The 21,337-nt window shown below is 62.8% G+C and carries 25 protein-coding genes; 16 read left to right on the top strand and 9 right to left on the bottom strand.

Going from position 1 to position 21,337, the window contains the following annotated elements; all coding sequences use genetic code 11:
* From HMPREF2924_RS36440 to trpC, 8 genes are all read left to right on the top strand, one after another.
* Positions 1-190, top strand: a 190-nt coding sequence (locus tag HMPREF2924_RS36440) for a phage tail tip fiber protein (protein ID WP_256567953.1), incomplete at its 5' end; no start/stop codon positions are given.
* Between the two features lie 268 nt (positions 191-458).
* Positions 459-1,163, top strand: a complete 705-nt coding sequence (locus HMPREF2924_RS35890) for a hypothetical protein (protein ID WP_023094500.1) — start codon at positions 459-461, stop codon at positions 1,161-1,163.
* 12 nt (positions 1,164-1,175) lie between these two features.
* A complete protein-coding gene (locus HMPREF2924_RS14825) occupies positions 1,176-2,276 on the top strand; it encodes a pyocin knob domain-containing protein (RefSeq protein ID WP_003129221.1) in 1,101 nt (366 codons plus the stop codon).
* Positions 2,276-2,587, top strand: coding sequence for a hypothetical protein (locus HMPREF2924_RS14820; protein WP_023094501.1), 312 nt, complete (start codon positions 2,276-2,278; stop codon positions 2,585-2,587). Before HMPREF2924_RS14825 ends, HMPREF2924_RS14820 begins: the two co-directional genes overlap by 1 nt.
* Entirely contained in the window at positions 2,584-2,811 is a 228-nt protein-coding gene (locus HMPREF2924_RS14815) for a hypothetical protein (RefSeq protein WP_003129222.1), read from the top strand. Before HMPREF2924_RS14820 ends, HMPREF2924_RS14815 begins: the two co-directional genes overlap by 4 nt.
* Before the next feature lie 405 nt (positions 2,812-3,216).
* The gene (locus HMPREF2924_RS14810) at positions 3,217-3,822 is read left to right on the top strand and encodes an aminodeoxychorismate/anthranilate synthase component II (protein WP_003129224.1); all 606 of its coding nucleotides are present in this window, start codon (positions 3,217-3,219) and stop codon (positions 3,820-3,822) included.
* Between the two features lies 1 nt (position 3,823).
* Positions 3,824-4,873, top strand: coding sequence for an anthranilate phosphoribosyltransferase (trpD, locus tag HMPREF2924_RS14805; protein ID WP_003085203.1), 1,050 nt, complete (start codon positions 3,824-3,826; stop codon positions 4,871-4,873).
* Positions 4,870-5,706 (top strand): indole-3-glycerol phosphate synthase TrpC, encoded by an 837-nt coding sequence (gene trpC / locus HMPREF2924_RS14800; RefSeq protein ID WP_003129225.1) that lies wholly within the window; start codon positions 4,870-4,872, stop codon positions 5,704-5,706. Before trpD ends, trpC begins: the two co-directional genes overlap by 4 nt.
* 61 nt (positions 5,707-5,767) lie before the next feature.
* On the opposite strand, the gene crp is transcribed toward trpC, so the two are convergent.
* Positions 5,768-6,412 carry a cAMP-activated global transcriptional regulator CRP gene (gene crp / locus HMPREF2924_RS14795; RefSeq protein WP_003085214.1) on the bottom strand — a complete coding sequence of 215 codons (645 nt, stop codon included), beginning with the start codon at positions 6,410-6,412 and terminating at the stop codon, positions 5,768-5,770.
* A 271-nt stretch (positions 6,413-6,683) separates the two neighbouring features.
* Here crp and HMPREF2924_RS14790 point away from each other — a divergent pair, with 271 nt between their 5' ends.
* The gene (locus tag HMPREF2924_RS14790; RefSeq protein WP_003085219.1) at positions 6,684-7,106 is read left to right on the top strand and encodes an OsmC family protein; all 423 of its coding nucleotides are present in this window, start codon (positions 6,684-6,686) and stop codon (positions 7,104-7,106) included.
* Positions 7,107-7,425: 319 nt separating this feature from the next.
* Positions 7,426-8,220, top strand: a complete 795-nt coding sequence (gene speD, locus HMPREF2924_RS14785) for an adenosylmethionine decarboxylase (protein ID WP_003085223.1) — start codon at positions 7,426-7,428, stop codon at positions 8,218-8,220.
* 54 nt (positions 8,221-8,274) lie between these two features.
* On the opposite strand, the gene coq7 is transcribed toward speD, so the two are convergent.
* A complete protein-coding gene (coq7, locus tag HMPREF2924_RS14780; protein ID WP_003085224.1) occupies positions 8,275-8,922 on the bottom strand; it encodes a 2-polyprenyl-3-methyl-6-methoxy-1,4-benzoquinone monooxygenase in 648 nt (215 codons plus the stop codon).
* 99 nt (positions 8,923-9,021) lie between these two features.
* Positions 9,022-9,360 (bottom strand): histidine triad nucleotide-binding protein, encoded by a 339-nt coding sequence (locus HMPREF2924_RS14775; protein WP_003129226.1) that lies wholly within the window; start codon positions 9,358-9,360, stop codon positions 9,022-9,024.
* 78 nt (positions 9,361-9,438) lie between these two features.
* On the opposite strand from HMPREF2924_RS14775, the gene HMPREF2924_RS14770 reads away from it, so the two are divergent.
* On the top strand, positions 9,439-10,920 hold the full coding sequence (locus tag HMPREF2924_RS14770) for an AAA family ATPase (protein ID WP_003129227.1): 1,482 nt from the start codon (positions 9,439-9,441) through the stop codon (positions 10,918-10,920).
* A gap of 39 nt (positions 10,921-10,959) precedes the next feature.
* On the opposite strand, the gene HMPREF2924_RS14765 is transcribed toward HMPREF2924_RS14770, so the two are convergent.
* The 4 genes from HMPREF2924_RS14765 to hemJ form a co-directional block, all read right to left on the bottom strand.
* Positions 10,960-11,760: an SDR family NAD(P)-dependent oxidoreductase gene (locus HMPREF2924_RS14765; protein ID WP_003129228.1), complete on the bottom strand. Its 801-nt coding sequence runs from the start codon at positions 11,758-11,760 to the stop codon at positions 10,960-10,962.
* Positions 11,761-11,820: 60 nt separating this feature from the next.
* Positions 11,821-12,903 (bottom strand): DUF805 domain-containing protein, encoded by a 1,083-nt coding sequence (locus tag HMPREF2924_RS14760; RefSeq protein ID WP_023094502.1) that lies wholly within the window; start codon positions 12,901-12,903, stop codon positions 11,821-11,823.
* Positions 12,904-13,024: 121 nt separating this feature from the next.
* Positions 13,025-13,993 carry an NAD(P)H-dependent flavin oxidoreductase gene (locus HMPREF2924_RS14755; protein WP_003085244.1) on the bottom strand — a complete coding sequence of 323 codons (969 nt, stop codon included), beginning with the start codon at positions 13,991-13,993 and terminating at the stop codon, positions 13,025-13,027.
* Between the two features lie 16 nt (positions 13,994-14,009).
* On the bottom strand, positions 14,010-14,432 hold the full coding sequence (gene hemJ / locus HMPREF2924_RS14750; protein ID WP_003085245.1) for a protoporphyrinogen oxidase HemJ: 423 nt from the start codon (positions 14,430-14,432) through the stop codon (positions 14,010-14,012).
* Between the two features lie 290 nt (positions 14,433-14,722).
* On the opposite strand from hemJ, the gene argC reads away from it, so the two are divergent.
* The 4 genes from argC (at position 14,723) to erpA (ending at position 17,327) form a co-directional block, all read left to right on the top strand.
* On the top strand, positions 14,723-15,757 hold the full coding sequence (argC, locus tag HMPREF2924_RS14745; protein WP_003101649.1) for an N-acetyl-gamma-glutamyl-phosphate reductase: 1,035 nt from the start codon (positions 14,723-14,725) through the stop codon (positions 15,755-15,757).
* Positions 15,757-16,476: a DUF6776 family protein gene (locus tag HMPREF2924_RS14740; RefSeq protein ID WP_003085249.1), complete on the top strand. Its 720-nt coding sequence runs from the start codon at positions 15,757-15,759 to the stop codon at positions 16,474-16,476. Before argC ends, HMPREF2924_RS14740 begins: the two co-directional genes overlap by 1 nt.
* Positions 16,477-16,899 (top strand): bactofilin family protein, encoded by a 423-nt coding sequence (locus tag HMPREF2924_RS14735; RefSeq protein ID WP_003120826.1) that lies wholly within the window; start codon positions 16,477-16,479, stop codon positions 16,897-16,899.
* Positions 16,900-16,976: 77 nt separating this feature from the next.
* Positions 16,977-17,327 carry an iron-sulfur cluster insertion protein ErpA gene (gene erpA, locus HMPREF2924_RS14730; RefSeq protein ID WP_003085254.1) on the top strand — a complete coding sequence of 117 codons (351 nt, stop codon included), beginning with the start codon at positions 16,977-16,979 and terminating at the stop codon, positions 17,325-17,327.
* A 53-nt stretch (positions 17,328-17,380) separates the two neighbouring features.
* On the opposite strand, the gene HMPREF2924_RS14725 is transcribed toward erpA, so the two are convergent.
* Together HMPREF2924_RS14725 and HMPREF2924_RS14720 are read right to left on the bottom strand one after the other, a co-directional pair.
* Positions 17,381-18,472: an anhydro-N-acetylmuramic acid kinase gene (locus tag HMPREF2924_RS14725; RefSeq protein WP_003129240.1), complete on the bottom strand. Its 1,092-nt coding sequence runs from the start codon at positions 18,470-18,472 to the stop codon at positions 17,381-17,383.
* A 2-nt stretch (positions 18,473-18,474) separates the two neighbouring features.
* Entirely contained in the window at positions 18,475-19,914 is a 1,440-nt protein-coding gene (locus tag HMPREF2924_RS14720) for a peptidoglycan DD-metalloendopeptidase family protein (protein WP_003085274.1), read from the bottom strand.
* Positions 19,915-20,102: 188 nt separating this feature from the next.
* On the opposite strand from HMPREF2924_RS14720, the gene tyrS reads away from it, so the two are divergent.
* Positions 20,103-21,302 carry a tyrosine--tRNA ligase gene (tyrS, locus tag HMPREF2924_RS14715; RefSeq protein WP_003129242.1) on the top strand — a complete coding sequence of 400 codons (1,200 nt, stop codon included), beginning with the start codon at positions 20,103-20,105 and terminating at the stop codon, positions 21,300-21,302.
* The last annotated feature ends 35 nt before the right edge of the window (positions 21,303-21,337 follow it).

Genomic DNA, 21,337 nt, shown 5'->3' with positions numbered 1-21,337 from the left:
CAACGCGAAGATCGGCAACGTGATTCAGTCGAACAACTATGTGTCTGGTCAGACAGGTTGGCAGATAAATAAAACCGGGGGCATAGAGCTCAATGCATCATCAGTAAACGCAACGTCACGCTTTACCGGGGGAAAGTGGACGATTACTGATAATGCGACAAATATAGTTGTTGTGGAGATATCAGTCTGATGGCGACATTCATTATTCGTGACAGGTTGACAGGGAGGGTTAAGGTTGATCTGTCGAGTCGTATTACCAAACAGTTGGGAATTATCTCAACTGGTAATTCGGCAGGCAGTATTGTTGTTCCAGAGTTTTCTGGCGGCAGCCCCTGGTGGTCATGGATTCCAGATATTGAGTTTGTCACCTTCAATCTGCCTAGTATTACTGTGTCTGGTAATACCTTGTCATGGTCGACTCCGCCAAGGTCGATTAGTATCGTCTATGGGATTTATTAATGGCGCGGGTTATTGTCAGAAATCCAAGCGGGGCGGTCGTTATTGACGACAGCTTTGTAAATACGGCGCTGAAAGCAAAGGGGGCGGTGACTACTGCGAATGATGGCAATGGAGTCATTTCGGCGGTGGTCTCGCACACCGCGATCAGTTCTAGCAGACTGCCGATACTGGCGCTATCCTCGAATCAGCTTGTGTATCTGTCGAAGGTGCAAAGGAATGGCACATCAGTTTCTTGGAAGGTGGCAACTCAGTCCGAGGGGAGTGTTTCGTATTATATTTTCGATGACCCATCATCAACTTCCGCTGCTGGCAGTCTTGTTTTAAGAAACGCAGCCACAGATGTAGTGACTTTCGATAGTGATCTTGATTACTTGAAAGTTGTTGGGGTGTATGTCACCCCCAAGGGAACAGGTGTCGCTACTTACCAGCTTCCCCCTGGCAGGGTCTATGCGATAGTCCCTCTGGCTTCGTCATATTCGACTCAAGTAGGTCCCGCTCCTTCGCCACCGAATCCTCCGCCTCCCTTTCCGCCGAAATGGCGGATTGAGTTGATGGATGCAAGCGCATCTCGAATCTCTGGAAACACTCTGACAGTTGAGCGCGTAACGGTATACAACAGGCTTTTACAGGGCGGAGTGACAAACCAAACTTACTACAGTGGTGGAGATTCCGCCGTAATGATTGTCGATGTTACCTCTCTTTAATGAGGAAAGTTCATGGTATGGTATTCAACCGGCACCGTAGCGGTGACCGCAAATAGCCCGACCGTTACCGGTACTGGCACACAGTTCTCGTCCAATGCCCGGGTCGGCGATGCATTTCGTGGCCCCGATGGTTGTTGGTACGAGGTCACAAACGTCGCCAGTTCGACGGTCATCTCGATCAAACCCAACTACCAGGGCAGCACGGCCAGCGGCCAGCCCTATGCAGTGGCGCCGATCCTGGGCTACGACAAGGACCTATCAGATCGTTTCAACCAGATCGCGATGGACTGGGGGGCGACCCTTGCGGGCATAAAGCCGTGGGCCCTGTCCAATACCGGCACGCAAGCGCAGGCGGACATGGGAATGACGGCGGTGGGGCGGGGACTCAACGCCGCAGCGACTGCTGAGAATGCCCTGAGCTTTATTGGTGGCATGCCGAAGTCGATGTCCAATCTGCGGGCTGTCAGCGACGCCAATAATGTCCCGAACGAATGCGGGTTCTACGGTATCGGAGCGTCGCCTTGGGCGAACTTGCCGCCGGGGGTCGACGGTATCAACCCTATCGGATCCATGCTCTACCACCATCCGTACGATGTGAGCACCGCCGTGCAGATGCTCATTCCGCGAACCTCTGACCTCATGTACTTCCGCCGGAAGCTCTCCGGCAACTGGGGCGCATGGGTGCGGCTACTCTCGGATAAGCAGCTTGTAGGTACGGTATCTGTTGACGGGTCGAATGTTCCGAACGGTGCGGTCATGCAGCAGAACGGGACCACGGCTATCAACGTGGGCACCAGTCTGCGTTTCGCCGACGGCACTCAGATTATCTACGCGAAGCTCCGTCTGGAATTCAGCGCGGTAGACATCTTGACCCGCCAGTACACGTTCCCCATGAGCTTTTTCGAACCCCCGAATGTCACCGCTACTTTAATTCAAGGTCAGCAGTCGGATATCAATCCATTGCAGTTCCAGCAACTCGGTCCGGTATTGGTCGCTGCTACTACTGTTAGCGCGTGCAACGTACGAGTCATGCGCCCTACTTACGTATCGAGTGGCTGGGCTTCTGGGAACTTCATCGACTGTTCTGTCAACGCGGTAGGGAGATGGCGCTAATGAAGTTCTTGCTAAAACCCGACCTGCAAGTCGGATTGCCTGGCAAAGAACGGGTAAGCTCGGTTTCTGTAAACGGATTGCGGTTGACTATCGACGGCGTAGAGTTCGATTTTTCTCCACTTGCAGTGGGTGGGTACTTGCCTCCGGAGGCATACATCAACATAACCCCCCTGCAAGAGGTGGAGGTTCGAAGCAACTTTCTTCTCGTACGCTACATCCACCAAGTGACAGCAGACATTCTGACTGCTTATCGCGCCGAGATTGAACCAATTTTGGTGGAAGTTGACGGACCTGTGGAGCTACCGAAATGAACATTGACTGGAGCCAACTGAGAACCCCCGAGCAGCAGGCCGCCGAACGCTTGCAGGCTGAGTACGATGCCGCAGCCGCGGCGCGGGCAAATGCCTACCGCCTGGAGAGTGACCCGCTCAAGACCGAGGCCGAGTTCGACGCTATCAAGGCCGGCACCGAGCCGGACTACTCTGACTGGATCGCCAAGGTAGAAGAGATCAAGGGGCGATATCCACTTCCTTGAACCCGCCCGCCATGTAAGCAGGCTTCAGCGCCACCCCGAAGCCTGTCTTGACAGTAGCATCCCCTGCGCCGGCCGCTCCGGCCGGCGCTCTTCCCGACATCCCGCTGTTGCACCCATCCTCCCCACTGGGCTATGTTCCCCAACATGGCTCCGTGAGACCGCTATCGTGATCCACCTCAGCAGCATCATCACCTCCCTCATCAAGGCATTCGCCCGTTGGCGCTGGCGCGCCTGACTTCTTCTTCGCCGGCCTGGCCGGTCACGTCTCCCTGCGTCCCCCGTTTTCCACAGGCATAATGCCGACGATCCACTCCCCCTTCCTCCGCGAGCACGCCGGGAAACGGGTGTGGCGAAAGCCGGGTGATGCGATTCGCATAAGAATGAAATCAAGAGGTTACAGCCAGCATGCTGCTGATGATCGATAACTACGACTCCTTCACCTACAACCTGGTGCAGTACTTCGGCGAACTCAAGGCCGAGGTCAAGGTGGTGCGCAACGACGAACTGAGCGTGGAACAGATCGAGGCCCTGGCGCCCGAGCGCATCGTCCTTTCCCCCGGTCCCTGCACCCCCAACGAGGCCGGCGTCTCGCTGGCCGTTATCGAGCGCTTCGCCGGCAAGCTGCCGCTGCTCGGTGTCTGCCTTGGCCATCAGAGCATCGGCCAGGCCTTCGGCGGCGAAGTGGTGCGGGCGCGGCAGGTGATGCACGGCAAGACCAGCCCGATCCACCACAAGAACCTCGGCGTGTTCGCCGGCCTGGCCAATCCCCTGACGGTGACGCGCTACCACTCGCTGGTGGTGAAGCGAGAGAGCCTGCCGGAATGCCTGGAGATCACCGCCTGGACCCAACATGCCGACGGACCGCTCGACGAGATCATGGGCGTACGCCACAAGACCCTGAATGTCGAGGGCGTGCAGTTCCATCCCGAGTCCATCCTCACCGAGCAGGGCCACGAGTTGCTGGCCAACTTCCTCCGCCAGCAGGGCGGCGTGCGTGGGGAGGGCAACTGAGATGGATATCAAGGGAGCCCTCAATCGCATCGTCAACCAGCTCGACCTGACCACCGAGGAAATGCAGGCGGTCATGCGCCAGATCATGACCGGGCAGTGCACCGACGCGCAGATCGGCGCCTTCCTGATGGGCATGCGGATGAAGAGCGAAACCATCGACGAGATCGTCGGCGCGGTGGCGGTGATGCGCGAACTGGCCGACGGTGTGCAGTTGCCTACGCTGAAGCATGTGGTCGACGTGGTCGGCACCGGCGGCGATGGCGCGAACATCTTCAACGTATCCTCGGCGGCGTCCTTCGTGGTCGCCGCCGCTGGCGGCAAGGTCGCCAAACACGGTAACCGCGCGGTCTCCGGCAAGAGCGGCAGCGCCGACTTGCTGGAAGCCGCCGGCATCTACCTGGAGCTGACCTCCGAACAGGTGGCGCGTTGCATCGACACCGTCGGCGTCGGGTTCATGTTCGCCCAGGTCCACCACAAGGCGATGAAGTACGCCGCCGGTCCGCGCCGCGAGCTGGGCTTGCGGACTCTGTTCAACATGCTTGGCCCACTGACCAACCCGGCGGGAGTCAGGCACCAGGTGGTCGGGGTGTTCACCCAGGAACTGTGCAAGCCGCTGGCTGAAGTGCTCAAGCGTCTCGGCAGCGAGCATGTGCTGGTGGTGCATTCGCGCGACGGGCTGGACGAGTTCAGTCTGGCCGCGGCGACCCACATTGCCGAGTTGAAGGACGGCGAGGTACGCGAGTACGAAGTGCGTCCCGAGGACTTCGGGATCAAGAGCCAGACCCTGATGGGGCTGGAGGTCGACAGTCCGCAGGCCTCGCTGGAACTGATCCGCGACGCTTTGGGGCGGCGCAAGACCGAGGCTGGGCAGAAGGCCGCCGAGCTGATCGTGATGAATGCCGGCCCGGCACTGTACGCTGCCGATCTGGCGACCAGCCTGCACGAGGGCATTCAACTCGCCCACGATGCCCTGCACACCGGGCTGGCACGGGAGAAGATGGACGAACTGGTGGCCTTCACCGCCGTTTACAGAGAGGAGAACGCACAGTGAGTGTGCCGACGGTTCTGCAGAAGATCCTCGCCCGCAAGGCCGAGGAGGTCGCCGAGCGCCGTGCGCGCGTCAACCTGGCCGAGGTCGAGCGGCTGGCGCGTAGCGCCGATGCGCCGCGCGGCTTCGCCAATGCCCTGCTGGAGCGGGCCAAGCGCAAGGAGCCGGCAGTGATCGCCGAGATCAAGAAGGCATCGCCGAGCAAGGGCGTGCTGCGCGAACACTTCGTCCCGGCAGAGATCGCCCGCAGCTACGAGGCGGGTGGCGCGGCGTGCCTGTCGGTGCTCACCGACGTGGACTTCTTCCAGGGCGCCGATGCCTATCTGAAGGAAGCGCGGGCCGCCTGTGCGCTGCCGGTGATCCGCAAGGACTTCATGATCGATCCGTACCAGATCGTCGAGGCGCGGGCGATCGGTGCCGACTGCATCCTGCTGATCGTCTCGGCGCTGGACGACGTGCTGATGGCCGAACTGGCGGCGACTGCCAAGTCGGTCGGTCTCGACGTACTGGTCGAAGTGCATGACGGCACCGAGCTGGAACGTGCACTGAAGACCCTGGACACGCCGTTGGTGGGCATCAACAACCGCAACCTGCACACCTTCGAGGTGAGCCTGGAAACCACCCTCGACCTGTTGCCGGAAATTCCCCGCGACCGCCTGGTGGTCACCGAGAGCGGTATTCTCAACCGGGCCGACGTGGAGCTGATGGAAGTCAGCGAGGTCTACGCCTTCCTGGTTGGCGAGGCGTTCATGCGGGCCGACGATCCTGGCCTCGAGCTGAAGCGCCTGTTCTTCCTGGAGCGTGGCGGTGTGGTGCTGGGCGCCGATCCTGACTGATCCGCGCTGTCGAACCCCATGAAAAAGGCCGGTTGCGACCGGCCTTTTTCATGGGTGCTGTTCAGCGGGTGCCGAAGACCACCATGGTCTTTCCTTTCACATGCACCAGGCCCTGCTCCTCCAGGCTCTTCAGCACGCGTCCGACCATTTCCCGCGAGCAGCCGACGATCCGGCCGATCTCCTGGCGGGTGATCTTGATCTGCATGCCGTCCGGGTGGGTCATGGCGTCCGGTTGCTGGCACAGGTCCAGCAAGGTGCGGGCGACGCGTCCGGTGACGTCGAGGAAGGCCAGGTCGCCCACCTTGCGGGTGGTCTTGCGCAGGCGGTCGGCCATCTGGCTGCCCAGGGTGTAGAGGATCTCCGAGTCCTGCTGCGACAGTTCGCGGAACTTCGCATAGCTGATCTCGGCGACTTCGCATTCCACCTTGGCACGAACCCAGGCGCTGCGTTCCTGTTCGCTGCCTTCCTTTTCGAACAATCCCAGCTCGCCGAAGAAATCACCGCTGTTGAGGTAGCCGATGATCATTTCGCGGCCGTCGTCGTCCTCGATGAGGATGGTGACCGAACCCTTGATGATGAAGAACAGCGTTTCGCAGCGATCGCCGGCATAGATGATGGTGCTCTTTGCGGTGTAGCGGCGGCGGTGACAGTGTGCGAGCAGCTTGTCTAGGTGTTTGAGTTTGGGTGTGTGGGTAATAGCTACCATGCCCGAGTCCCGAAAGAATAAAGAATATGCCTGACGTACAAGGCGATGTTTTTTTGAGTTCTTATGGAGAGACCTGCCAGGGCCCGGGAGCTCAGCGGAGAGCTCCCCCCAACCGGGCAGATCAGGAAGTGTGCCAGTAAACCGCGTCCAGCTTAACAGACGGACCATGAAGGTCGATGTGATTTTGCGACGCAGCTATCAGGACTGTGATCCCGTACTGTCCTTGGGCCCTGTGCTAAGCTGGCGCCCTTTGCCGGCGGGAGTCTGAACGATGAAAGCGCGTATCCAGTGGGCGGGCGAGGCGATGTTCCTTGGCGAGTCCGGTAGCGGCCACGTGGTGGTCATGGACGGTCCGCCGGACCATGGCGGACGCAACCTCGGGGTGCGCCCTATGGAGATGGTCCTGATCGGCCTCGGCGGCTGCACCAACTTCGATGTGGTCAGCATCCTGAAGAAGGCGCGCCAGCCGGTGGAGAGCTGCGAAGCCTTCCTCGAGGCCGAAAGGGCCGACGAGGAGCCCAAGGTGTTCACGAAGATCCACGTGCACTTCGTGGTCAAGGGCCGCGGTCTCAAGGAGGCCCAGGTCAAGCGCGCGGTGGAGCTGTCGGCGGAGAAATACTGCTCGGCGTCGATCATGCTCGGTCGCGGCGGGGTGGAGATCACCCACGACTACGAGATCGTCGAACTCGGCTGAGACGACATCCGGTCATCATAAAAGGGGCGCAAACTCTGGCGGAGGCTTGATTGGCTCTGCATAATGCGCCCCTTTTTTCGTGCCGCGCGATTCCGTCGGGCGGCCGTTCAGTTCGGAAGATTCTTCCGCTCTGATAGACGTTTCCCGAGCCATCCCGGTCGGGTGACCAATGGCGCCAGCCGGCGCCCGTGCAACTCAACAAACCACAATCGCCATCGCGAAGAGGTGTTAACCGTCCTACGCAGGTGCGTCGTTCGCATCTGACGGGCATGCCCCAACCCTGCGGCAGAGCCGCAAGCAACCGAGAGAGTTCCCCACGGTGAAAAGCAAACTCAAGCTCCACGGGTTCAACAACCTGACGAAGACCTTGAGCTTCAACATCTACGACATCTGCTACGCCGAGACGCCCGAAGACCTCCAGGCCTACGTGCAGTACATCGACGAAGAGTATGACGCGGAGCGTCTGACGCAGATTCTTACCGATGTTGTCGACATCATCGGCGCCAATATCCTGAACATCGCGCGTCAGGACTACGACCCCCAGGGCGCCAGCGTGACCATCCTGATCTCCGAGCAGCCGGTCACTCCGACCGACAGCCAGATCGAAGAGTCCCCGGGCCCGCTGCCGGACACCATCCTGGCGCACCTGGACAAGAGCCACATCACCGTGCATACCTACCCGGAAATCCATCCGGTGGACGGCATCGCGACCTTCCGCGTGGACATCGATGTGTCCACCTGCGGAGTGATCTCCCCGCTGAAGGCCCTGAACTACCTGATCCACCAGTTCGACTCGGACATCGTCACGGTCGACTATCGGGTCCGCGGCTTCACCCGCGACATCGAGGGGCGCAAGCATTTCATCGACCACGAGATCAACTCGATCCAGAACTATCTCTCCGACGACACGCGCGAGGCCTACCAGATGACCGACGTGAACGTGTACCAGGAGAACCTGTTCCACACCAAGATGCTGCTCAAGGACTTCGAACTGGAGAACTACCTGTTCGGCGACGCTACCCGGACGCTCTCGACGGAGCAGCGCGAGCAGGTCACGGAACGGCTCAAGCACGAAATGCTGGAGATCTTCTACGCGCGCAACATGCCGCGCTGATCGCACACGAGAAAGAAAAAGCCCGCTTCGAGCGGGCTTTTTCATGCATGCGATTCAGATGCGGTAGGTGCTCTTGGTCATCACCTTCGCCAGCAGGCTCATGCCCAGCTTCACCGGTGCCGGGAAGCGCAGGCCGCCGGCGGCCAGGGCGTTGCTCGAATGCTGTTCCTCGTCGATACGCATCTGCTCGAGGATGGCACGGGATTTCCGATCTTCCTGGGGAATCTGCGCCAGGTGTTCGTCCAGATGCTTGCACACCTGGTCTTCGGTGGCGGCGACGAAGCCCAGGCTGACCCGGTCGCTGACCAGCCCGGCGGCGGCACCGACGCCGAAGGACAGGCCGTAGAAGATCGGATTGAGCACGCTGGGACGGCTGCCCAACTGGCGGATGCGTTGCTCGCACCAGGCCAGGTGGTCGATCTCCTCCTCGGCGGCTTCCTCCATCGCCTCGCGGACCTCGGGCAGCTTGGCGGTCAGCGACTGGCCCTGGTACAGCGCCTGGGCGCAGACCTCGCCGGTGTGGTTGATGCGCATCAGGCCGGCGATATGGCGGGTGTCTTCCTCGCTCAGTTCGCCATCGGGTTCCACGATGGCCGGCGACGGTCGCGCCGGCTGGCCGCTGAACGGCAGCAGGGTGCGCAGGGCGGAGTCGGCCTGCAGCAGGAAACGGTCGATGGGCGAATAGTGGCGGTCGGCGGACATGGCGCACCTCCGGAAACGAAAGATCGCACCAGTTTACCGGAAGTGCGCTGATAGCAGGATGTTGCGGACGGGCTGCGATGTCGCAGCGCCAGCAGGGACTCAGCCCGGCGGCCAGTGCATCTGGCGTTGACCCAGCACGTGCATGTGGATGTGGTGCACGGTCTGCCCGCCAAGGTCGTTGCAGTTCATCACCACACGGAAGCCTTCCTTGCAGCCCTGCTCCCGGGCCAGGCGCTGGGCGGTGAAGAGGATATGGCCTGCCAGCGGCCGGTCTGCCTCGGTCAGGTGCTCGAGGGTGGGAATGTGCCTTTTCGGGATGACCAGGAAGTGCACCGGCGCCTGCGGGCCGATATCGTGAAACGCGACAACTTCCTCGTCTTCGTAGAACTTGCGCGCGGGAACTTCCCCCGCCACGATCTTGCAGAACAGACAGTCCATGGGCGATTCCTCCGGCCTCGGGTGCTTTCCCGAGTGTAGCGGTGCCCGTCGCGACCGCCCAAGGGTGAAGGAGCCGCAGTGAAGAACGACATACACGACCTCGGCCTGGTCCTGGATTCCCGGGTCAAGCTGATCCTGATCGAGTCCTGGGACGAGCCGAAGGTGATGGAAACCCTCACCGGCCTGGCGGTAAGGCGCGGCCTTGGCCTGTATGCCTGGTCGGTGACCGAGGGCGTGCAGCACCTGGGCTTCGGCGGCGAGCCGCTGGGCGGGGAGGAGAGCCGCGACCCGGTCGCGGCGTTGCGCTTGATCAAGCACGATCAGCAGGCGAATCTCTACGTGCTCTGCGACCTGCATCCTTTCCTTGGCGACAGCCCGACCCTGGTGCGCCTGCTCAAGGAAATCGCCATGGCCGAAGGCAATCATCGACCGACCGTGGTGCTGGTGTCCCATGCGCTGAAGCTGCCGGCTGAGGTGCAGCGCTTCGCCGCGCGGTTCTCGCTGTCCCTGCCCAGCGAAGACGAACTGCTCGGCATCGTCCGTGAGGAAGCGACGCGCTGGAGCGAGCGCAACCGTGGTGCCCGCGTGCGCACCGACAACCGCACCCTGCAGCAGGTGGTGAAGAACCTGCGCGGACTCAGCCATGCCGAGGCGCGACTGCTGGCGCGCAACGTGATCTGCAACGATGGGGCGATCACCCAGGAGGACCTGCCCGAGCTGAACCGCACCAAGTTCCAGCTACTCGACCTGGAGGGCGTGCTGAGCTTCGAGTACGACACCGCGCGCTTCGCCGAGGTCGGCGGGCTTGCCGCGCTCAAGCGCTGGCTCGGCGAGCGTCAGTCGGCGTTCCTCGCCGGCAAGCCTGGCAACCAGCCGAAGGGCATGATGCTGGTCGGCGTGCAGGGCGCCGGCAAGAGCCTGGCGGCCAAGGCGGTGGCCGGCCTCTGGGGCTTGCCGTTGCTGCGTCTGGATTTCGCCTGTCTCTACAACAAGTACTTCGGCGAAACCGAGCGCAACCTGCGCGAGGCGCTGCGCCTGGCCGAACAGATGGCGCCCTGCGTGCTGTGGATGGATGAAGTGGAGAAGGGCATTTCTGGCGGCGACCAGGACAACGGCGTCAGTCAGCGCGTGCTGGGTACCCTGCTGACCTGGATGGCCGAGCGCGAGGCGCCGGTCTTCATGGTCGCCACCGCGAACGCTATCGACCGCCTGCCGCCCGAACTGATCCGCAAGGGACGCTTCGACGAATTGTTCTTCGTCGACCTGCCGACGCCGGAGGTTCGCGCCGAGATCTTCCGCATCCATCTGCAACGCCGCGAGCTGGAGCCGGCACAGTTCGACCTCCTTCTGCTGGCGGCTGCCAGCGAGGGTTTCAGCGGGGCGGAGATCGAGCAGGCGGTGGTGGCGGCACTGTACGCCGGGCAGGCGCGACAGCAGGCGGTGGATCAGGAGCTGTTGCTCAGGGAGCTGTCGCGAACCTCGCCGCTGTCGGTGCTGATGGCGGAAAAGCTCGCCGCGCTGCGGACCTGGGCCAAGGGGCGGGCGGTGCCGGCAGACTGAGCCGACGGCTAACCTCGTTGCCCTGCGAGGAGAGGCCGATCAACCCCGTGGGACGGAGGGTACCGCCGAGGCGTTGATCCGCGCGGCGAGTCGGCGCACCAGCCAGCGTGGCGCCAGGCGTGGGCTCAGCGCCAGCAGGCGATTGCGCCAACCGGGGACGATCAGGGCGCGGTTCTTGTCCAGCCCGCGCAGGGCCAGCAGCGCGACTTCCTCCGGGGTCATTATCAGCTTGCTCCGGTCGAGCCTGCCGAGCCGCATCCCGGCTTCCCGGAAGAATGCCGTACGGGTTGGCCCAGGGCACAGCACCGAGACCTTGACGCCGCGCCCTTTCAGTTCTTCCCGCAAGCCTTCCGAGAAGTGCAGGACGTAGGCCTTGCTGGCGTAGTAGTTGCTCATCCAGGCGCCGGGCTGGAAGGCGGCCACTGAGGCGATATTGAGTATCTGGCCACCGCCCTGCGCCGCCATGCGGGCGCCGAGGGAGTGGCAAAGGCGGGCCAGGGCCAGGATGTTGAGTTCGATCAGCTCCTGTTCCCGCGCCCATTCCTGGTCGATGAAGGGGCCGGAGGTACCGATCCCGGCATTGTTAACCAGCAGGTCGATCTGTCGTTCGCCCTGTTCCAGTTCGTGCAACAACCCTGACAGTTGCAGCGGCTCGGAAAGATCGCAGGTGCGGAACAGCACTTCCACGCCGAAACGCTGCGCCAGCTCATAGGCGATGCTCTCCAGCGCGTCGCGCTGGCGCGCCACCAGGATCAGGGCGCGACCGCGCCGGGCCAGGGCTTCGGCTAGGGCCAGGCCGATACCGCTGGAAGCGCCGGTGATCAGGGCATAACGGGGCATTCGAGACTTCTCCGAAACGGACGGGGAATTGGACCCCGCCCGTCGCGAGGGGTTGCGTGGCTACTGTTGGTCGTCGTCTTCCATGGCCTCTGCCGCCGCCGTGGCGGCTTCATCGGCTTCGGCCGCCGCTGCGGCGGCCTGCTCGTCCGTGGTGTACGGGTCGGCTGGAGCGCTGGCGCCGCCGTCATAGTTCGCGCGCTCCAGGTAACCCTGGTAGGACGGCAGGGCGATGGCGGCGATGATACCGACTATCGGCAGCAGGATGATCAGACTGGCCAGGACTTTCACCCCGGTGCTGTTCGCCGGCGGCGGCGGACCGTAGCGGTTGGCGCCGGTGCTGCCGGGCAGGACCAGCATCAGGATGCCGAACACGCTGCCGACGAAGGGGACGAAGTTGAGCAGCCAGAGCCAGCCCGACCAGCCGAGGTCATGCAGGCGCTGCACGCCGATCATCACGGCAATGACGATGAAGGCGATCGAGGCCAGGGCGGTGACGGCCACGCCGACGGTTTCGCCGAGCAGGAAGCCCAGGCCCATGATGACGAGGAAGCACAGCGTCATCGCCATCGACCAGCCGAGATAGCGCAGGCGTCCGATCCGGCCGTTGGTGGTGAACACGTTCAGCTCGCCGAACTCGGGGAGGGCTTCGCCGACCTGGGCGCTGGGTGGTGTGTAGGGAGACGCGCCCGCGCCCGCGGCCGCGGAGGCCGCAGGCGCGGCGTTTTCGCCGAGCTGCGCCTGGCGCGCCAGGTACTTCTCGATGATGATGCCGCAAGCCGAACATTCCGCTCCGCTGGGCTGTTCATGGCCGCATTTCGGGCAAGTCATGGGAGGCAGCTGTTGCGCTGGGGTTTCTTCCGCGACCTGGGGGTTGTGATCGGGCGTTTCCACCAGGCTCAGGCTGGCCGCCAGGTCGACTTCCTTGTAGGCATTGGCGCCGGCCTGGCGCAGGGCGGTCAGGTAACGCTCCGCCTCGGCCTCTGGAAGTTCGCGTTTCAGCACCACCGGGCGACCGCCGAAGAGGGCGTCGATCTTGCCCGGTTCGCTCTTGAACAGGCGGGCGAGATTGTCCTTCACGGTTTCGAGCGATGCGTCGGGCATCAGCTCGCCGGAGAAGACGATCTTGAAGCGTTGGTCGGTCATGCAGGCATCCTTGTCAGCTGGGGTGAGAGAAATGCAGCCGACAGCCTAATCGGCGGCCTTGGCGCCCACAAGCGCGAGATGAGAACTCCCGCACAAGCCGGGGCGCCGTGACCCGGCGGTTTCAGCGCGGCCAGCGGTTGGCCAGGCTATCCATGTTCCGCAGGGCGTCTCGATATTCCCGGTCGAGGCGGGCGACCAACTCGTCGACGCCGGGCAAGTCGTCTATGTTGCCCGCGCCCTGGCCGGCGGACCACACGGTCTTCCAGGCCTTGGCCTCGTCGTTCACCGGCTTGAGTTTCTCGCCGTAGTTCATGTCTGCCTTGTCGGTCAGGCGCTTCAGATCGTAGCCGGCGGCCTCCAGGCTTTGCCGCATGAAGCTGGCCGGTACGCCGGACACCGCCGGGGTGTGCACGATGTCGGCGGCGCGTGCCTCCAGGATCATCTGCTTGTAGGCGTCGGAGGCATTGCTCTCGCGGGTGGCGATGAAGCGGGTGCCGAGATAGGCCAGGTCGGCGCCGAGCATCTGTGCGGCGAGAATCTCGTGGCCGTGGTTGATGCAGCCGGCCAGCAGCAGAGTCTTGTCGAAGAACTGGCGGATTTCCGCGACCAGCGCGAAAGGGCTCCAGGTCCCGGCGTGCCCGCCCGCGCCGGCCGCCACCGCGATCAGGCCGTCGACCCCGGCCTCGGCGGCCTTTTCGGCGTGGCGGCGGGTGGTGACGTCGTGGAATACCAGGCCGCCGTAGCTATGCACAGCGTCTACCACTTCGCGCACTGCGCCGAGGCTGGTGATGACGATCGGTACGCGGTGCTCGACGCAGATCCGCAGGTCGGCCTGCAACCGCGGATTGGTGTTGTGGACGATCAGGTTCACCGCATAGGGCGCGGGATTGTCCAGCGCCTGCAGGCCGGCCCCGATTTCCTCCAGCCAACCCTCGAAGCCGCTGCTCTCGCGCTGGTTGAGCGCCGGGAAGCTGCCGACGATGCCGCTGCGGCAGCAGGCCAGCACCAACTGCGGGTTGGATACCAGGAACATCGGCGCGGCCACCATCGGCAGTCGCAGGCGTTGGTCGAGCAGGGCGGGCAAGGACATGGACAGGACTCCTGGGTCAGAAAGGTTTGAGCACCACCAGTAGGACGATCAGCAGCAGGAACAGTACAGGCACTTCGTTGAACCAGCGGTAGAACACATGGCTACGCCCCGGCTCGCCGCGGGCGAAGCGCTTGAGCATGGCGCCGCAGGCGTGGTGGTAGCCGATCAGCAGGACCACCAGGGTCAGCTTGGCGTGCAGCCAGCCTTGGCTCAGCCAGCCGGGGGTGAGATAGAGCATCCAGAGGCCAAGGACCAGGGTGGCGAGCATCGAGGGCATCATGATCCCCCGGTAGAGCTTGCGCTCCATGACGCAGAAGCGTTCCCGGCTGGTCTGGTCCTCGCTCATGGCGTGGTAGACGAACAGGCGCGGCAGGTAGAACAGGCCGGCGAACCAGCAGACCACGGCGATGATATGGAAGGCTTTGAGCCACAGGTACATCAGGACATCCTCTTGATCACGGTGCCCCGATAGTAGAGGGATGGCTGGAACGCGTCACCCTGGCGGCTTGCCGCTGTCTGATTTGCCGGCAGATATGGCCGCATAACAGGTAGGAACATTCGGATAGGGCCTCGCAGCAATTTCTGCCCGACGACCCCGCGGGCTAGACTGCCGACCGAAGGGCCGAACCGGTCGCAAAGCCGGACGCCCAGCGCTGTTCATGCCGGCGCTCGGCTCTTATCATTGGCCTCTTTTGGCTAGCTTGCCTCAGCGCGCGGAGTGATGGACAGATGATCAAGGTCGGCATCGTTGGCGGTACGGGTTATACGGGCGTGGAACTGCTGCGCCTGCTGGCGCAGCATCCGCAGGCCCGGGTGGAAGTGATCACTTCGCGTTCCGAGGCGGGGGTGAAGGTCGCCGACATGTACCCGAACCTGCGAGGTCATTATGACGACCTGCAGTTCAGCGTGCCGGACGTGCAGCGCCTCGGCGCCTGCGACGTGGTGTTCTTCGCCACGCCGCACGGCGTGGCGCACGCGCTGGCTGGCGAACTGCTGGACGCCGGGACCCGGGTCATCGATCTGTCCGCTGACTTCCGCCTGGCGGACGCCGAGGAGTGGGCGCGCTGGTACGGCCAGCCGCATGGCGCTCCGGCGCTGCTCGACGAGGCTGTCTACGGCCTGCCGGAAGTGAACCGCGAGAAGATCCGCCAGGCCCGCCTGATCGCCGTGCCGGGTTGCTACCCGACCGCGACCCAACTGGGCCTGATCCCGCTGCTGGAGGCCGGCCTGGCCGACGCCTCGCGGCTGATCGCCGATTGCAAGTCCGGGGTCAGCGGCGCCGGTCGGGGCGCCAAGGTTGGCTCGCTGTTCTGCGAGGCGGGCGAAAGTATGATGGCCTACGCGGTCAAGGGGCATCGGCATCTCCCGGAAATCAGCCAGGGCCTGCGTCGGGCCTCCGGCGGCGACGTCGGGCTGACGTTCGTACCGCACCTGACGCCAATGATCCGCGGTATCCATGCAACCCTCTATGCCCATGTCGCGGATCGCTCGGTCGACCTCCAGGCGCTGTTCGAGAAGCGCTACGCCGACGAACCCTTCGTCGACGTGATGCCGGCCGGCAGCCATCCGGAGACCCGCAGCGTGCGTGGCGCCAATGTCTGCCGAATCGCCGTGCATCGCCCCCAGGGCGGCGACCTGGTGGTGGTGCTGTCGGTGATCGACAACCTGGTCAAGGGCGCCTCGGGTCAGGCGCTCCAGAACATGAACATCCTGTTCGGGCTGGACGAGCGCCTGGGCCTCTCGCATGCGGCCCTGCTCCCCTGATGTCCGGCTGGGAACTCCAGTTCCGTGATCCACGGCGGGCCTGGCTGGTCCGCCTCGGGGTGGGTGCGCTGCTGCTGGCGGTTCCGCTGGCGTTTCTCGGCGGTCGCTGGTCGACCGGGGCGGACGCCGCTCGCAGCGAGGCCGATGCGCAACGCCAGGAAACCCTGATCGGCGAGCAGAAGGCCGAGCTGGAGCGCCTGCGTACCGAAATCGAGGTGTTGCGCAGCGGAGAACGCCTCAGCCAGCAGGCCACCGAACAGAGCCGGCAGACCATCAAGCTGCTTGAGGACCAGGTGTTCAAGCAGCAACAGGACATCGCGTTCTACAAGGGGGTAGTCGCGCCGGCCAGCAAGGCGGATGCGCTGGAAATCCGTGCCTTTGAGGTGCAGGGCACGGACGACCCGCAGCGCTTCCGCTATAAGGTGATGCTCAGCCGCCTGGGCAGGGACGACCGCAAGCTGGATGGGCGGCTGAAAGTCCGCATCAGCGGCAAGCTGGCGCGCAAGGACGCTACCTACGACCTCGAACAGCTCTCGCCGGAACTGGGCAAGACAGGGCTGTCGATTTCCCTCCGGCATTTCCAGTCGATCCCAGAAGGGGGGCGTTTCGCCGAGCTGGAGCTGCCGAAGAACTTCATCCCGAAGCTGATCGACGTACGTGCGGAGCTGAATGGCCAGTCCAAACCGCTACAGCGCCGTTTCGATTGGCCGAAGCAGTGAGTGAGCATTATGTGGAGCAAGAACAAAGGCCGGGCCGACGTCCAGCGTTTCACCGGGCAGACCAGCCTGATCGCCAGCGGCGCCGAACTGGTCGGTGACATGAACCTCAAGGGCGCGGTGCAGATCGACGGCACCGTCCGCGGAGCGTTGCAGGCGCACGAAGGGCTGGTGCGGGTCAGCGCCGGCGGTCGAGTCGATGGCGAAATCCGGGCCCCCCATGTGATCATCGACGGTCAGGTGGATGGCGACATCCATGCCATCGAACGCCTGGAGCTGGGGGCCCAGGCCCGGGTGAAGGGCAATCTTCACTATGGGCTGATCGAAACCGCCATGGGGGCCCAGATCGAGGGCCGCCTGTGCCCGATGACCGAGGCCAGTCCGCGCCCGCTGGAACTGCCTGCCAGCGTGGAAACTGTGGATTAGTTGACCATTTTTCTGGGACAAGAGGATAATGGGCGTAATGTTGTAACGCACGGCCTCAAGCCGGGAGATTCGGAAACATGAGCATCGAGACCTTCACCCCTACGCCCCTGCTCTTTACCCCAGGCGCAGCCAACAAGGTGAAGACGTTGATTGACGAAGAGGGCAATCCTCGCCTGAAACTGCGTGTATTCGTCACCGGCGGCGGTTGCTCGGGCTTCCAGTATGGCTTCACCTTCGACGAAGATATCGCCGATGACGATACCGTGATCGAGCGCGATGGCGTGGGCCTGGTGGTGGACCCGATGAGCTTCCAGTACCTGGCGGGTTCGGAAGTCGACTACCAGGAAGGCCTGGAAGGTTCGAGGTTCGTCATCAAGAACCCGAACGCCGCCACGACATGCGGTTGCGGACAGTCGTTCTCGATCTGACGTCGATGGGGCCGCTACGAAAACGCCGCGCTTATATGCGCGGCGTTTTCGTTTCAGGCGGGATACAGCGCGCCCAGAGTTCTGGGACCGAGCGCACCGGTCACATCAGGGCAGTTGCCGGGCAGGCGCTCGAGAAACCGATGGGCTAGCCAGGCGAATGCCATGCCCTCCATCCAGGCAGGGGGAATGCCGTATTCGTCGGTACTGGCGACCCGAGCTTCGGGCATCAGCATGGCCAGGCGCTTCATCAGCGCCGTATTGAAGGCGCCGCCGCCGCATACCAGCACCTCTTCGCAGTCCGGCTGGGCGTCCAGCAGCGATTCGCTGATGCTGCGCGCGCTCAGTTCCAGCAGGGTTGCCTGGATATCCGCTGCCGGCAAGGCAGGGTGACGAGCCAGGTGCTCCTGCAGCCAGGACAGGTTGAAGCGCTCGCGCCCGGTGCTCTTGGGGCCACGCGCGGCGAAGAACTCATCCGCCAGCAGGCTTGCCAGCAGTGCGTTGTTCATCTGGCCGCTGGCGGCCCACGCACCGTCCCGGTCGAAATGTTCGCCGCGTTGGTGATGAATCCAGGCGTCCATCAGCACGTTGCCCGGGCCGCAGTCGAAGCCGCGTACCGGCTTTCCGGGGCTGAGCAGCGAAACGTTGCTGAAGCCACCGATGTTCAGGACCGCCCTGGAGGCGTCATCATCGCCAAACAGCGCCTGATGGAAGGCCGGTACCAGCGGGGCGCCCTGGCCGCCGGCTGCGACGTCGCGGCGGCGGAAGTCGGCGACGACATCGATGCCGGTCAGCTCCGCCAGCAGGGCGGGGTTGCCGATCTGCACCGTGAAGTGGCGAGCGGGTTCATGTCGGATGGTTTGACCGTGACTGCCGATGGCACGGACTTCGTCGGGGCTCATCTGCTGCTGGAGCAGCAGTTCGCGCACGCCCTGTGCTGCAAGGGCGACCCAGCGTTGCTCGACTTCGGCGGCGCGGGCGATTTCATCGGGACCGGGGACGCACAGGGCGAGGATGTCTTCGCGCAGCCCGGCCGGCATGGGTAGGTAATGGGAAGCGAGCAAGGTGGTGCGATCACCTTGCTCGATCAGGACGATGTCCATGCCGTCCAGGCTGGTTCCGGACATCAACCCCAGGTAGCGCGGCACGATCAGCGCTGCTTGTTCAGGGCCAGGAGGGTTTTCTTCTCCTGATCCATGCGCGCGATCATCGGCTGGGTCTGCGCCATGAAGCGCTTGCGATCTGCGCCACCGAGCGGGTCTGCCATGGGCAGCTTGGCGCTCAGCGGATCGACGTGACGGCCATTGATCTGGAACTCGTAGTGCAGGTGCGGGCCGGTGGCCAGGCCCGTCATGCCTACGTAACCGATGATCTGGCCCTGCTTCACGCTGGTACCGGCGCGGATACCCTTGGCGAAGCGGCTCATGTGTCCGTAGATGGTCCGATAGCGCTGGCCGTGCTGGATCACCACGGCGTTGCCGTAGCCCCCCTTGCGTCCGGCTTCGAGGATCTTGCCGTCTCCGGTGGCCTTGATCGGTGTGCCGATGGGGGCTGCGTAGTCGACGCCCTTGTGTGCGCGGATCTTGTTCAGGATCGGGTGGCGGCGGCCCAGGGAGAAGCGCGAGCTGATACGGGCGAAATCCACCGGCGTACGGATGAATGCCTTGCGCATGCTGGAGCCGTCGGCGCGGTAGTAGCTGGTATTGCCCTGCTTGTTGGTATAGCGCACGGCGGTGTAGGTCTTGCCACGGTTGACGAAGCGGGCGGCGAGGATATTGCCGGTCGCCACTTGCTTGCCGTTGACCTTGTGTTGTTCGTAGATCACGTCGAACTCGTCGCCTTCACGCAGATCGAGGGCGAAGTCGATGTCGTAGCCGAAGATGTTCGACAGCGACGTGACCAGGTTATAGGGCAGGCCGGCGTTACGACCGGCAACGAACAGCGAGCTGGTGATGCGGCCATGGGCATAGGCGGTATGCAGGTCGATCTGGGCCTTCTCGCGTTTGAAGGAGTAGCCCTTGTCGGTCTTGTCCAGGCCGATGGTCTCGAGTTCGCTCTGCTTGACTCGCAGCGCCTGCAGCTCTCCTTTGGGGTCGAGCTTGAGCTTGACCTCCTGGCCGACCTTCAGATGGGTGAAGCGCTTGGCATCCTTGCTGCTGGTCAGCATGTCGTGCATGGCCGAGGTGGAAAGGCCTGCCTTGGTGAATACGGTCGACAGCGTATCGCCACTGGCGACGGTGATGGTCTTCCACTCGGGATCGACGGGCTTGGTGTCGGCATCGGCTACAGATGCGCCCGGCTTGTCCGAGTCTTGCTCGGCGGTGTTGTCGTCGGAGGCGCCTTCTACCTGAGCGAAAGGCGTGCCTTCGTCGCTGGAATTGGTGACCGATTGCGGCAGGAGGTCGTCTTTCTCCTGAAGGAGGCGATCGGTGTTGCTTTCAAGCTCCAGATTGAGCGTGGTCCTCTTGGCCTCGACTTCGCTCGAGGGGAACACCAGTAGTGCCAAACTGAGGAGCGCTGCAACACCGCTGGCGGCCAACAAGTGGCTTTTCGGGTAATACGGCGGCGCTTTCTGATCGGATTGCGTCATGGCGTGATTGGTGTTTTTGGATTGTGAATAAATAACTGCCTAAAATATAACCAAAATCTCCTTGAATCAAGCCAAAAGTCGCGTCTGGCCTGGCTCCGTCCCCCTGACGGTCGGCAAAATTTGTTTTTAGTCTGCGATCTTGTATGGTTGGTTCCCTTTCGATTTTGGCAATTGGGCAGAACCTGTAAATGAAGTCGGTTGAAGAGCAGCTGGCGCTGATCCAGCGCGGTGCAGACGAGATCCTGGTAGAGGCGGAACTGGTGGCCAAGCTGAAGCGTGGCCAGCCCTTGCGGATCAAGGCCGGCTTCGACCCGACCGCTCCCGATCTGCATCTTGGCCATACCGTGCTTATTAATAAGCTGCGCCAGTTCCAGGACCTGGGGCATCAGGTGATCTTCCTCATCGGTGACTTCACTGGGATGATCGGTGACCCCAGTGGGAAAAGTGTTACCCGTCCTCCCCTGACGCGCGAGCAGGTTCTGGAGAATGCGGAGACGTACAAGTCCCAGGTCTTCAAGATCCTCGACCCGGCCAAGACCGAAGTAGCCTTCAATTCCACCTGGATGGACCAGCTGACCCCGGCTGACTTCATTCGTCTTGCCTCTCAGTACACCGTTGCGCGCATGCTGGAGCGCGATGACTTTAGCAAGCGCTATGCCAGCAATCAGCCCATCGCTATCCATGAGTTCCTCTATCCGCTGGTCCAGGGCTATGACTCCGTCGCGCTGAAGGCGGACGTCGAGTTGGGTGGCACCGACCAGAAGTTCAACCTGCTGATGGGGCGCGAGCTGCAGCGCGCCTATGGTCAGGAGGCCCAGGTGATCCTGACCATGCCGTTGCTGGAAGGGCTGGATGGCGTGAAGAAGATGTCCAAGTCGCTGGGCAACTATATTGGTATCCAGGAAGCGCCGGGTGTCATGTACAGCAAGCTGGTCTCCATTCCTGACACGCTGATGTGGCGTTACTTCGAACTGCTCAGCTTCCGTTCCCTGGATGAGATCGATAGCTTCCGCAAGGACGTCGAGGCGGGCGCCAACCCGCGCGACATCAAGATCAAGCTGGCCGAGGAGATCGTCGCCCGCTTCCATGGCGAGGAGGCGGCGGCGAGCGCACACAAGTCGGCCGGCAATCGCTTGAAGGAGGGCGAGCTGCCGGAAGACCTGCCGGAGATCGAGCTGTCGTCCCCCGAGGATATGCCCGTTGCCTCTGTCCTTAATAAGGCGGGGTTGGTGAAGAATGCGGCGGCGGCTCGCGATCTCCTGGGTGCCGGCAGCGTCAAGGTGGATGGGCAGGTCGTCGACCGCGCCTTCATGCTGGCGCTGGGTGAGACCCGTGTGTTCCAGGCAGGGAAGAAGGCTTTCGCGCGCATCACGCTGAAAGCTGAATAGTTCTTTCAAATAAGTGTTGACGCCAGTTTCTATCT

It is taken from the genome of Pseudomonas sp. HMSC063H08, assembly GCF_001813645.1.
In the GTDB taxonomy this organism is placed as follows: domain Bacteria; phylum Pseudomonadota; class Gammaproteobacteria; order Pseudomonadales; family Pseudomonadaceae; genus Pseudomonas; species Pseudomonas aeruginosa.
This window is presented reverse-complemented; position numbering and strand designations above follow the sequence as displayed.

Coding starts and splice junctions, on each gene's coding strand:
- HMPREF2924_RS14755 (WP_003085244.1), bottom strand. CDS start 13,993: ATGTCCTTGCCCGCCCTGCTCGACCAACGCCTGCGACTGCCGATGGTG.
- argC (WP_003101649.1), top strand. CDS start 14,723: ATGATCAAGGTCGGCATCGTTGGCGGTACGGGTTATACGGGCGTGGAA.
- HMPREF2924_RS14810 (WP_003129224.1), top strand. CDS start 3,217: ATGCTGCTGATGATCGATAACTACGACTCCTTCACCTACAACCTGGTG.
- hemJ (WP_003085245.1), bottom strand. CDS start 14,432: ATGTACCTGTGGCTCAAAGCCTTCCATATCATCGCCGTGGTCTGCTGG.
- tyrS (WP_003129242.1), top strand. CDS start 20,103: ATGAAGTCGGTTGAAGAGCAGCTGGCGCTGATCCAGCGCGGTGCAGAC.
- HMPREF2924_RS35890 (WP_023094500.1), top strand. CDS start 459: ATGGCGCGGGTTATTGTCAGAAATCCAAGCGGGGCGGTCGTTATTGAC.
- trpD (WP_003085203.1), top strand. CDS start 3,824: ATGGATATCAAGGGAGCCCTCAATCGCATCGTCAACCAGCTCGACCTG.
- erpA (WP_003085254.1), top strand. CDS start 16,977: ATGAGCATCGAGACCTTCACCCCTACGCCCCTGCTCTTTACCCCAGGC.
- coq7 (WP_003085224.1), bottom strand. CDS start 8,922: ATGTCCGCCGACCGCCACTATTCGCCCATCGACCGTTTCCTGCTGCAG.
- HMPREF2924_RS14825 (WP_003129221.1), top strand. CDS start 1,176: ATGGTATGGTATTCAACCGGCACCGTAGCGGTGACCGCAAATAGCCCG.
- HMPREF2924_RS14815 (WP_003129222.1), top strand. CDS start 2,584: ATGAACATTGACTGGAGCCAACTGAGAACCCCCGAGCAGCAGGCCGCC.
- HMPREF2924_RS14820 (WP_023094501.1), top strand. CDS start 2,276: ATGAAGTTCTTGCTAAAACCCGACCTGCAAGTCGGATTGCCTGGCAAA.
- HMPREF2924_RS14720 (WP_003085274.1), bottom strand. CDS start 19,914: ATGACGCAATCCGATCAGAAAGCGCCGCCGTATTACCCGAAAAGCCAC.
- HMPREF2924_RS14790 (WP_003085219.1), top strand. CDS start 6,684: ATGAAAGCGCGTATCCAGTGGGCGGGCGAGGCGATGTTCCTTGGCGAG.
- HMPREF2924_RS14765 (WP_003129228.1), bottom strand. CDS start 11,760: ATGCCCCGTTATGCCCTGATCACCGGCGCTTCCAGCGGTATCGGCCTG.
- HMPREF2924_RS14760 (WP_023094502.1), bottom strand. CDS start 12,903: ATGACCGACCAACGCTTCAAGATCGTCTTCTCCGGCGAGCTGATGCCC.
- HMPREF2924_RS14775 (WP_003129226.1), bottom strand. CDS start 9,360: ATGGACTGTCTGTTCTGCAAGATCGTGGCGGGGGAAGTTCCCGCGCGC.
- HMPREF2924_RS14740 (WP_003085249.1), top strand. CDS start 15,757: ATGTCCGGCTGGGAACTCCAGTTCCGTGATCCACGGCGGGCCTGGCTG.
- crp (WP_003085214.1), bottom strand. CDS start 6,412: ATGGTAGCTATTACCCACACACCCAAACTCAAACACCTAGACAAGCTG.